This is a genomic window from Arthrobacter sp. CP30, assembly GCF_053470025.1.
Genome location: NZ_JBQEMM010000007.1, coordinates 169,344 through 178,837, shown reverse-complemented (window position 1 = coordinate 178,837; position 9,494 = coordinate 169,344). Strand labels below are relative to the sequence as shown.

Sequence of the window (9,494 nt, the reverse complement as noted above, 5' to 3'; positions counted from 1 at the left end):
GGGTGAGGATGGGGTTGGCGCCTGCGGCGTTGGCGACGGGGAGCAGGGACATGCCTTCGACGGAGCCGTCGCCGGAGGGGACCTGCTCGGCGTAGCCGGCGCAGCCGGGGCCGACGAGGTTCGCGGCGGGGTCCATCATGGCGTCGGCCGAGGCGGAGGGGGCCATGCTGGCCTCTGCCGACGGCGACTCGCTCTCGGGGCCCGCCGTGCTGCTCTCACTCGCCATGCTGCCCGAGGTCGTCTCGGTCTCGTCGGTGCCGCCGCAGGCCGCGAGGCCGAGCATCGAGACTGCTGCGATCCCGAGGATCGAGAGGTTCCTGCGCTTCGTGAGTTCCATGCTTCTCCTTCGTAGGTGAGCGGTCCACCGCCCACTGCGTCCGACGTTCCCGACGCTGGACTTCCCGCGCCGATGTCTTACTGGTCCTTCGGTGGCACGTCGCGGGCAGATGGGTGCCGGGACCATGTGAGGAGCGCCACAGGTACTGCCGACGAACCTGCTCAGGGTCGCCGGCCAGGACCTGCTGTCAGGCCGCCGGTGTGATGTGCGCGGGGAGGGCGGCAGAGTGGTGGGCCGGTGGTGCCCTGAATATCGCGCTGCACTCGTCGAGGACGCACCCGCGCTGGCGAAGCAGGAGCGGGACCGCATCACCGAGGGCATCGCCGACCTCGAGAAGGCACGCGCACAGCTCGACCGCGTCATCGGGATCTCCCTGAACCCCGACCCGGAGCACTGCGCCGCCCTCCGTACCGGACAGCCCCGCACCCGGTCTGGGTCCACGGTGCGGTCCGGTGTCACCCGATGCCGGGATCATCGACAGGAGACCGTCCCTCCCGGTCGGGCTCCGGCCGGCCGCGCTGCCCGATTCAGCGGAGCGCCAGCGCGAGGCCCAGCATGGCGAGGGCGAGGACGGGAAACAGCCAGTTGGTGACGTGGACCAGGATCCTCGCCCCTGCCCCGGTGCCGGCCGTGGTGCCCGACAGCGGGTCGATGATCTCGTCGTCGTCCGCAGCGCGGGAGGACCGGACGGTATTGCGTACCGACAGCACCACCATGACGAGGGCGGTCCCGATGAGCCAGGGAGAAGGATCGATGGCCAGCCACGCGTCGGAGGGCTGCGTCGGTGCGACGACGGCCGAGAGGACACCTGCGACGGCGCAGATCGCAGCGATCGCGATGCCTACCCAGAGCCGTCGGACGACGGCGTCGAGATAGAGCGGCAGGAGGGCCACGAGCACCACCGGTGTCGCGAGAAGCGCCAACTGGGCGGGGGACACCAGGAGTAGCTCCTGCTGGGTCCACGCCGTGACCGCCTGGTTGAAGAGCAGGAAGGCCAGGAGCCCCAGCAGGGACGGCCAGAGTGCCTGTCGGACCCAGTCGTGTCCGGGTGCGGCGGGGAGCTCGAGGGCAGCGGCGTAGTCGCGGGCGGGTCCGAAGGCTTCCTCCGCCGGTTGGCCGGTGTCGCGGAGAAGCTCCCGGGCGCTCGCCACGGTGTCGCCGATGGCGCTCCCATGGACCTGCCGTAGCCGGAGCTCCACGACGAGCTCGTCGAACCACTTCTTGTCGCTGGTCTGCTGCATCATGGGGAGATCTCCTTCTCGGGTCGTTCGGGATCGAGGTAGTGCACGCTGGACGCGACGAAACGCCTCCAGTCGGCGCTGAGCCGGGTGAGCTCTGCCCTGCCCTGCTCGGTGAGGGCAAAGTACTTGCGGCCGGGACCGCCGTCGCCGGCGCGCCACTCGGTGGTCAGGAGCCCGGCGGCCTCGTAGCGGGTGAGCAGCGGATACAAGGTCCCGCCCTTGATGGCACCGAAACCGTGCCGCTCGAGTTCGCTGATGATCGCGTACCCGTAGGAGGGTCCGCCCGACAACGCTCGCAGGGCGAGGAATCCGAGGGTCGCCCGGAGCCAGTCGCTGGGCCAGTCCACGCCATCCGTGGCGCGCACATCGGGGGTGGAGGTGCTCATAACTAGATTGTCTCTCTAAGTAGTTAGCCTGTAAAGCCCCCGCCCCGGCATCCTGCCCGGCCTCGTTGCCGGCGCCGGTCCCCGTGACAAGATGAACCGGTGACTTCCGCTCCGTCCGGCCACGCAGTGTCCGACCCCCGCCTCACCATCCGGCCCGTCCGCACCGAGGACTACGACGCCGTCCGCCGCATCACGCGCGACGCCTACCTCGAAGCCGGGTACTTCGCCGACGACGCCCACCCCTACATGGCGGTCCTGTCCGATATCGAGCACCGCGCACAGCACGCCGAGGTCTGGGTCGCCGAGCGGCACGGCACCGTGGTCGGGTCGGTCGCACTGACCTTCGCGGGCCAGCGGTACACGGACATCGCCGTCGAGGGCGAACTGGAGTTCCGCATGCTCGCCGTCGATCCCTCGGTGCAGCGGGGCGGGGTCGGCCGCGCGATGGTGGAGCGCATCGTCGAGCATGCGCGCACCCTGACCGGCATCGAGGCCGTCAGCCTGACCAGCGGCTCCGAGATGGTGCGCGCCCACCGCCTCTACGCGTCGATGGGTTTCGTCCGGGTGCCGGAGCGGGACTGGGAGGTCCCCAACGAGGACATCCTGCTGTGGGTCTTCCGGCTGCCGCTCCAGCCTCCGCATCCCGTCGTCGAGCCGCGCGCCGCCATGCCGGACGCGCCACGCGACCGCACTAGACTGGACGGAGAAACCCACCTCCGACTTCCAGGGGAGATTCATGGCTGAGATCAACCGGGACGACGTCGCGCACCTCGCGCGTCTCGCCCACATCGACATGACCGACGAGGAGCTCGACCGCATGGCCGGAGAGCTCGCCGTGATCGTCGATTCCATCAAGACCGTGAGCGAGGTGGCGGGCGACGACGTCCAGGCGACCAGCCACCCGATCCCGCTGAGCAACGTGTTCCGCGAGGACGTCGTGGGGGAGACCCTCAGCAACGAGGAAGCGCTGCTCGGCGCGCCCGACAACGCCGACGGACGCTTCAAGGTCCCCGCGATCCTGGACGGGGAGTAACCCATGACCGATCTGATCCATCTCTCCGCCGATGTCCTGGCCCGGAAGCTCGCGGCGAAGGAGGTCTCCGCCGTCGAGGTGACGCAGGCCCACCTGGACCGTATCGGCGCCGTCGACGGTGCCATCCACGCCTTCCTGCACGTGAACACGGACGAGGCACTGCTCGTCGCCGCGGAGGTCGACAAGGCCCGCGCCGACGGCGATGCCCTGCACCCGCTGGCCGGCGTCCCTATCGCGGTCAAGGACCTGATCGTGACGAAGGGCCAGCCGACCACGGCCGGTTCGAGGATCCTCGAGGGCTGGCAGAGCCCCTACGACGCGACCGTGGTGAAGAAGCTCCGTGCGGCGAGGATGCCGATCCTCGGCAAGACGAACCTCGACGAGTTCGCCATGGGGTCCTCGACCGAGCACTCCGCGTTCGGCCCCACCCGCAACCCGTGGGACCTGGACCGCATCCCCGGCGGATCCGGCGGTGGTTCCGCTGCCGCGGTCGCCGCCTTCGAGGCGCCGCTGGCCCTCGGCACCGACACCGGCGGCTCGATCCGCCAGCCCGGCGCCGTCACCGGCACGGTCGGCGTGAAGCCGACCTACGGCGGCGTCTCCCGCTACGGTGCCATCGCCATGGCGTCCTCCCTGGACCAGATCGGTCCCGTGTCCCGCACCGTCCTCGACAGTGCGCTGCTGCACGAAGTCATCGGCGGGCACGACCCGCACGATTCGACGTCGCTCACCGACCCCGTCGGCGCGCTCGTCGAGGCCGCTCGGATGGGCCAGGTCGAGGGCATGCGCATCGGCGTCATCGAGGAGCTGCAGGGCGAGGGCTACCAGGCCGGCGTCCTCACCCGGTTCCACGAGTCGCTCGACCTGCTGCGTTCGGCGGGCGCCGAGATCGTCGAGGTGTCCTGCCCCAACTTCCGCTACGCACTCGAGGCCTACTACCTCATCATGCCGTCGGAGGCCTCCAGCAACCTCGCCAAGTACGACGGCGTGCGGTTCGGCCTGCGGGTGGTGCCCGACGGCGCCCCCACCATCGAGCGCGTCATGGGCGCCACCCGCGCCGCGGGCTTCGGCGACGAGGTCAAGCGCCGGATCATCCTCGGTACCTACGCGCTGAGCGCCGGATACTACGACGCCTACTACGGCTCGGCGCAGAAGGTCCGCACGCTCATCCAGCGGGACTTCGCCGCCGCCTTCGAGCAGGCCGACGTGCTCATCTCGCCGACGGCGCCGACCACGGCCTTCAAGCTGGGGGAGAAGCTCGACGATCCGCTGGCCATGTACCTGAACGACGTCGCCACCATCCCGGCGAACATGGCCGGCGTCCCCGGGCTGTCCCTGCCCGGCGGTCTCGCCGACGAGGACGGGCTCCCCGTCGGAATCCAGCTCCTCGCCCCGGCGCGCCAGGACGCGCGCCTCTACCGCGTGGGTGCGGTCCTCGAAGCGCTGCTCGAGGAGACGTGGGGTGGCCCGCTGCTGGCCAAGGCTCCGGCCATCACAGAGAGTGCAGGTGGAAAGTAATGACTGCTGGAACCGACGAGGTCCTCTCCTTCGAGGAGGCCATGGAGAAGTACGATCCCGTGCTCGGGTTCGAGGTCCACGTGGAGCTCAACACGCGGACCAAGATGTTCTCCTCCGCGCCCAACGCCTTCGGTGACATCCCCAACACCAACGTCACGCCGGTGGATCTCGGCCTGCCCGGGGTGCTGCCCGTGGTCAACGGTGTCGCGGTGGAATCCGCGATCAAGATCGGCCTCGCGCTGAACTGCAGCATCGCCGAGAAGTGCTACTTCGCGCGGAAGAACTACTTCTATCCGGACACCCCGAAGAACTTCCAGACCTCCCAGTTCGAGGATCCCATCGCCCACGACGGCTTCCTCGACATCGAGCTGGCCGACGGCACGATGTTCCGGGTCGAGATCGAGCGCGCGCACATGGAGGAGGACGCCGGCAAGCTCACCCACATGGGTGGCTCCACGGGCCGCATCCAGGGCGCCGAGTTCTCCCTCGTGGACTACAACCGTGCCGGCGTCCCGCTGATCGAGATCGTCACCAAGCCGATCGAGGGCGCAGGATCGCGGGCCCCGGAGCTGGCGAAGGCCTATGTCGCCGCGATCCGCGAGATCGTCAAGAACCTCGGTGTCTCCGATGCGCGCATGGAGCGCGGCAACGTGCGCTGCGACGCGAACGTCTCCCTGCGCCCGCACGGCCGGGAGAGGTTCGGCACCCGCACCGAGACGAAGAACGTCAACTCGCTGCGCGCCGTCGAGCACGCCGTCCGCTACGAGATCCAGCGGCACGCCGCCGTCCTCGACACCGGGACGGCGATCCTGCAGGAGACGCGGCACTGGCACGAGGACACACGCTCGACGACGTCGGGCCGTCCCAAGTCCGACGCCGACGACTACCGCTACTTCCCCGAGCCGGACCTGGTGCCGGTCGTCACGAACGAGGCGTGGATCGAGAAGCTCCGCGCCGAACTGCCCGAGCCGCCCGCCGAGCGCCGCAAGCGCCTGCAGGCCGATTGGGGCTACTCCGACGCCGAGTTCCGGGACGTCGTCAACGCCGGCGTCATGTCATCGATCGAGGACACCGTCGCCGCCGGCGTCAGCGCCGCCGTCGCCCGCAAGTGGTGGATGGGCGAGATCTCCCGCCGTGCGAAGCTCGCCGATGTCGAGCCCGCCGAGCTGGGGGTGACGCCCGGGCTGATCGTCGAACTGAACGCGCTCATCGAGTCGGGCAAGATCAACGACAAGCTCTCCCGCGACGTCCTCGACGGGGTCCTCGCGGGCGAGGGGACACCCTCGGAGGTCGTCGAGAAGCGCGGCCTCGCGGTCGTGTCCGACGACGGACCGCTGCTCGAGGCGATCGACGGAGCCCTCGCGGCGCAGCCCGACGTCGCGGACAAGATCCGCGGCGGGAAGGTCCAGGCCGTCGGGGCGATCGTGGGCGGTGTCATGAAGGCGACGCGCGGCCAGGCCGACGCCGGCCGCGTACGGGAGCTCATCCTCCAGCGCCTCGGCGTCGAAGGCTAGCCCCGCACCCGAAGGACTCGGACGAGGGAGGGCACGATGGCGCTCATGCCGGTGGCAGAGATCGACGTCGTGCCCTCCCTCGTCGTCTCGCTCCTCGAGCAGCAGCACCCCGACCTCGCGGACCTGCCGCTGCGCTTCGCGGGCAACGGCTGGGACAACGCGATCTTCCGGCTCGGCGAGGACCTCCTGGTGCGGCTCCCGCGCCGCGCGGTCGCCGACCCCCTCATGGTCGAGGAACAGCGGTGGCTCCCGGGACTGACTGCAGGCCTCGACGTGCAGACGTCGTCGCCCGTGCGGCTGGGCGGGCCGGGCGAGGGGTATCCGTGGCACTGGTCGGTGAGCCGCTGGATCGCGGGCGGGAGCGGACTCACGGTCCCCCGGGCGCGCCGGGGACCGGCGGCCGCTCCACTCGCGCGGTTCCTCGTCGCCATCCAGCGTCCTGCCCCGGCGGACGCCCCGGTGAGTCCCGTGGGGCGGGGCGGTCCGCTCACGGCGCGCAACGAGGTCGTGCGGGAGCGGCTGGCATCTCTCGCCGGTAATCCGGACCTGTCCGCTGCATGGGATCGGGCGGTGGCTGCTCCCGCGTGGGCAGGCGTGCCGCTCTGGCTGCACGGCGACCTGCATCCCGCGAACGCGGTCCTCACGCCCGAGGGCGGGCTGGCCGGCGTCGTCGACTTCGGGGATCTCTGCTCGGGGGACCCGGCCACCGACCTCGCGGCGGGATGGCTGTTCTTCGACGCAGCCGGTCGCTCCGCGTTCCGTTCGGAGGTGGAGCGGCTGCGTCCGACGGACGAGGCCACGTGGGACCGGGCGCGCGGCTGGGCCGTGAGCATCGGCAGTGCGGTGGCGGCGTCGTCCGACGATGCGCCGGATCTGTACACGCTCGGCCGGGAGGCCCTGGCGGAGGCCTGCGCCGACTGACCCGGTGCCGGTGCCGGCCCGGCTCGGCGCCGGACCCGCGGGGTTCCACGGCGGGCTCGGCAATCCGCCGAGGTCTGCCTCTGCAGAGCGCTGATAGTGTTGCTGCGGGCATATCCCGCCCGGCACTCGTCCCGCTCGGAAGCCCGGCCCACTCCGCCGGAACCGCGGCGGCATGGAAGGAACTGTCCAGTGAAGGCGCTGTACAAGTCCGGGGCACACCCCGGTTTCGAACTGGTCGACCGGCCCGAACCCGATGCAGGGTTCGGCGAGGTCAAGATCCGCGTGATGACCACCGGCATCTGTGGCACCGACCTCCATATCGAGAGCTGGGACTCCTGGGCGCAGGGCATGATCTCGGCGCCGCTCATCCCCGGACACGAGTTCTACGGAGAGGTCGTGGCGCTCGGCGACGGCATCCGGGACGTCCGCATCGGTGACCGTGTCTCCGGTGAGGGCCACATCGTCTGCGGGACCTGCCGCAACTGCCGCGCCGGCCGCCGCCAGATGTGCATCCGCACCTCGAGCGTCGGGGTGCAGCGCGACGGCGCATTCGCCGAGTTCGTCGTCGTCCCCGAGACCAACGTCTGGGTCCACGACGCGACCATCACGCCCGATCTCGGTGCGGTCTTCGATCCGTTCGGCAACGCCGTCCACACCGCGCTCAGCTTCCCCCTCGTCGGCGAGGACGTCCTGATCACCGGCGCCGGGCCGATCGGCCTCATGGCGGTCGCCGTCGCCCGCCACGCCGGAGCGCGGAAGATCGCGATCACGGACGTCTCGGCGCCGCGACTGGAGCTCGCCCGCGGCGTCGGTGCGGACATCGCCATCGATGTGAGCCGCATGCGGGTCGCCGACGCGCAGCGCGAGCTCGGCATGAAGGAGGGCTTCGACGTCGGGATGGAGATGTCCGGCCACGCCACGGCCCTGCCGGAGATGATCGACAACATGAACCACGGCGGGCGCATCGCGATGCTCGGCCTGCCCTCGGGCCCCATCTCGATCGACTGGGGCAAGGTGGTCACGCACATGCTCACCCTCAAGGGCATCTACGGCCGCGAGATGTTCGAGACCTGGTACGCGATGAGCGCCATGCTGCAGTCCAACCGGACGCTGCGCGACGCCGTCTCGTCGGTCGTCACCGACTGCCTGCCCGCCGGCGAATGGAAGCAGGGCTTCACGACAGCGCGCGACGGCGCGAGCGGCAAAGTGGTCCTCGACTGGACCACCTTCTAGGGAAACGGGAACACCATGTACTCAGCAGTCCGCGACCAGTTCGCCGGCGAACTCGACGACATCCGCACCGCCGGCCTCTTCAAGCACGAGCGCCGCATCTCGTCACCGCAATCGAGCCACATCACGGCCGGGGCGCTCGACGCCGGGGACGCGGACGTCCTCAACTTCTGCGCGAACAACTACCTCGGCCTCGCCGACCATCCCGACATCATCGCGTCGGCGAAGAACGCGCTCGACGAACGCGGATTCGGCATGGCCTCGGTCCGTTTCATCTGCGGCACCCAGGACCTCCACCTCGAGCTCGAGCACCGGGTCTCGCAGTTCCTCGGCACCGAGGACACCATCCTCTTCTCCTCGTGCTTCGACGCGAACGGCGGCGTCTTCGAATCGCTGCTCGGCGCTGAGGACGCCGTCATCTCGGACTCCCTGAACCACGCGTCCATCATCGACGGCATCCGGCTCTCGAAGGCGCAGCGCTTCCGCTACGCCAACCGCGACATGGCCGACCTCGAGGCGAAGCTCCAGGAGGCCGCCGGGGCGCGGCGCCGTCTCGTCGTGACGGACGGCGTCTTCTCCATGGACGGCTACCTCGCGCCGCTCGAGGCGATCTGCGACCTCGCCGAGCGCTACGACGCGATGGTCATGGTGGACGACTCGCACGCGGTCGGCTTCATGGGCTCCACCGGGGCGGGGACACCGGAGCACGCGGGCGTGGCGAGCCGTGTCGACATCTTCACCGGGACCTTCGGCAAGGCGCTCGGTGGCGCATCCGGCGGGTACGTGGCGGCCAGGGCCGAGATCGTCGCCCTGCTGCGGCAGCGCGCCCGCCCGTACCTCTTCTCGAACTCCCTCGCGCCGTCGATCGTCGCCGCGACCCTCACGGCGCTCGACCTCGTTCAGAACAGCGGGGAGCTCCGCGGAACACTCACCGCCAACGCGGCGCTGTTCCGGCGTCGGATGACGGAGGAGGGGTTCGACCTGCTCGAGGGCGAACACGCCATCATCCCGGTGATGTTCGGTGACGCCGTCCTCGCGGCGCGCACCGCCGACGCGATGCTCGCGCACGGCGTCTTCGTGACGGCCTTCAGCTACCCCGTGGTGCCCAAGGGTGCAGCGCGCATCCGCGTGCAGCTTTCCGCCGCCCACACCGACGAGGACATCGAGGCCTGCGTGCAGGCCTTCGTCGCGGCGCGCGACGACGTCGCGGGGGACGGCGCGGGGGCCGAGGCCGCCGGTGCTCCGGGCGCACACGTCGGCGGCGCCTAGTCCTCCTCCACACTCCGGGAGCCCTGGCGGCCGTTCGGGGGAGCG

The 9,494-nt window shown here is 70.3% G+C and carries 9 protein-coding genes and 1 pseudogene; 7 read left to right on the top strand and 3 right to left on the bottom strand.

Annotation, left to right across the window (positions count from 1 at the left end; all coding sequences use genetic code 11):
• The 3 genes and pseudogenes from ACTIMO_RS11435 to ACTIMO_RS11425 form a co-directional block, all read right to left on the bottom strand.
• Nucleotides 1-337, bottom strand: a pseudogene (locus ACTIMO_RS11435) (fasciclin domain-containing protein); the annotation flags it as partial.
• Between the two features lie 527 nt (nucleotides 338-864).
• On the bottom strand, nucleotides 865-1,581 hold the full coding sequence (locus ACTIMO_RS11430) for a hypothetical protein (RefSeq protein ID WP_448182483.1): 717 nt from the start codon (nucleotides 1,579-1,581) through the stop codon (nucleotides 865-867).
• The gene (locus ACTIMO_RS11425) at nucleotides 1,578-1,964 is read right to left on the bottom strand and encodes a PadR family transcriptional regulator (RefSeq protein WP_055772765.1); all 387 of its coding nucleotides are present in this window, start codon (nucleotides 1,962-1,964) and stop codon (nucleotides 1,578-1,580) included. Before ACTIMO_RS11425 ends, ACTIMO_RS11430 begins: the two co-directional genes overlap by 4 nt.
• 99 nt (nucleotides 1,965-2,063) lie before the next feature.
• Here ACTIMO_RS11425 and ACTIMO_RS11420 point away from each other — a divergent pair, with 99 nt between their 5' ends.
• The 7 genes from ACTIMO_RS11420 to ACTIMO_RS11390 all read left to right on the top strand — a co-directional run bounded on the left by ACTIMO_RS11420 (nucleotide 2,064) and on the right by ACTIMO_RS11390 (nucleotide 9,449).
• Nucleotides 2,064-2,708, top strand: a complete 645-nt coding sequence (locus ACTIMO_RS11420; protein ID WP_448182482.1) for a GNAT family N-acetyltransferase — start codon at nucleotides 2,064-2,066, stop codon at nucleotides 2,706-2,708.
• Nucleotides 2,701-2,997 (top strand): Asp-tRNA(Asn)/Glu-tRNA(Gln) amidotransferase subunit GatC, encoded by a 297-nt coding sequence (gatC, locus tag ACTIMO_RS11415; protein ID WP_448182481.1) that lies wholly within the window; start codon nucleotides 2,701-2,703, stop codon nucleotides 2,995-2,997. Before ACTIMO_RS11420 ends, gatC begins: the two co-directional genes overlap by 8 nt.
• 3 nt (nucleotides 2,998-3,000) lie before the next feature.
• Nucleotides 3,001-4,515 (top strand): Asp-tRNA(Asn)/Glu-tRNA(Gln) amidotransferase subunit GatA, encoded by a 1,515-nt coding sequence (gene gatA / locus ACTIMO_RS11410; protein WP_422391579.1) that lies wholly within the window; start codon nucleotides 3,001-3,003, stop codon nucleotides 4,513-4,515.
• The gene (gatB, locus tag ACTIMO_RS11405; protein ID WP_422391580.1) at nucleotides 4,515-6,029 is read left to right on the top strand and encodes an Asp-tRNA(Asn)/Glu-tRNA(Gln) amidotransferase subunit GatB; all 1,515 of its coding nucleotides are present in this window, start codon (nucleotides 4,515-4,517) and stop codon (nucleotides 6,027-6,029) included. Before gatA ends, gatB begins: the two co-directional genes overlap by 1 nt.
• A 36-nt stretch (nucleotides 6,030-6,065) precedes the next feature.
• Nucleotides 6,066-6,950 carry an aminoglycoside phosphotransferase family protein gene (locus ACTIMO_RS11400; RefSeq protein WP_448182480.1) on the top strand — a complete coding sequence of 295 codons (885 nt, stop codon included), beginning with the start codon at nucleotides 6,066-6,068 and terminating at the stop codon, nucleotides 6,948-6,950.
• A gap of 189 nt (nucleotides 6,951-7,139) precedes the next feature.
• On the top strand, nucleotides 7,140-8,183 hold the full coding sequence (gene tdh, locus ACTIMO_RS11395; RefSeq protein ID WP_422391582.1) for an L-threonine 3-dehydrogenase: 1,044 nt from the start codon (nucleotides 7,140-7,142) through the stop codon (nucleotides 8,181-8,183).
• A gap of 15 nt (nucleotides 8,184-8,198) precedes the next feature.
• Nucleotides 8,199-9,449 carry a glycine C-acetyltransferase gene (locus ACTIMO_RS11390; RefSeq protein ID WP_448182479.1) on the top strand — a complete coding sequence of 417 codons (1,251 nt, stop codon included), beginning with the start codon at nucleotides 8,199-8,201 and terminating at the stop codon, nucleotides 9,447-9,449.
• Nucleotides 9,450-9,494 lie beyond the last annotated feature (45 nt).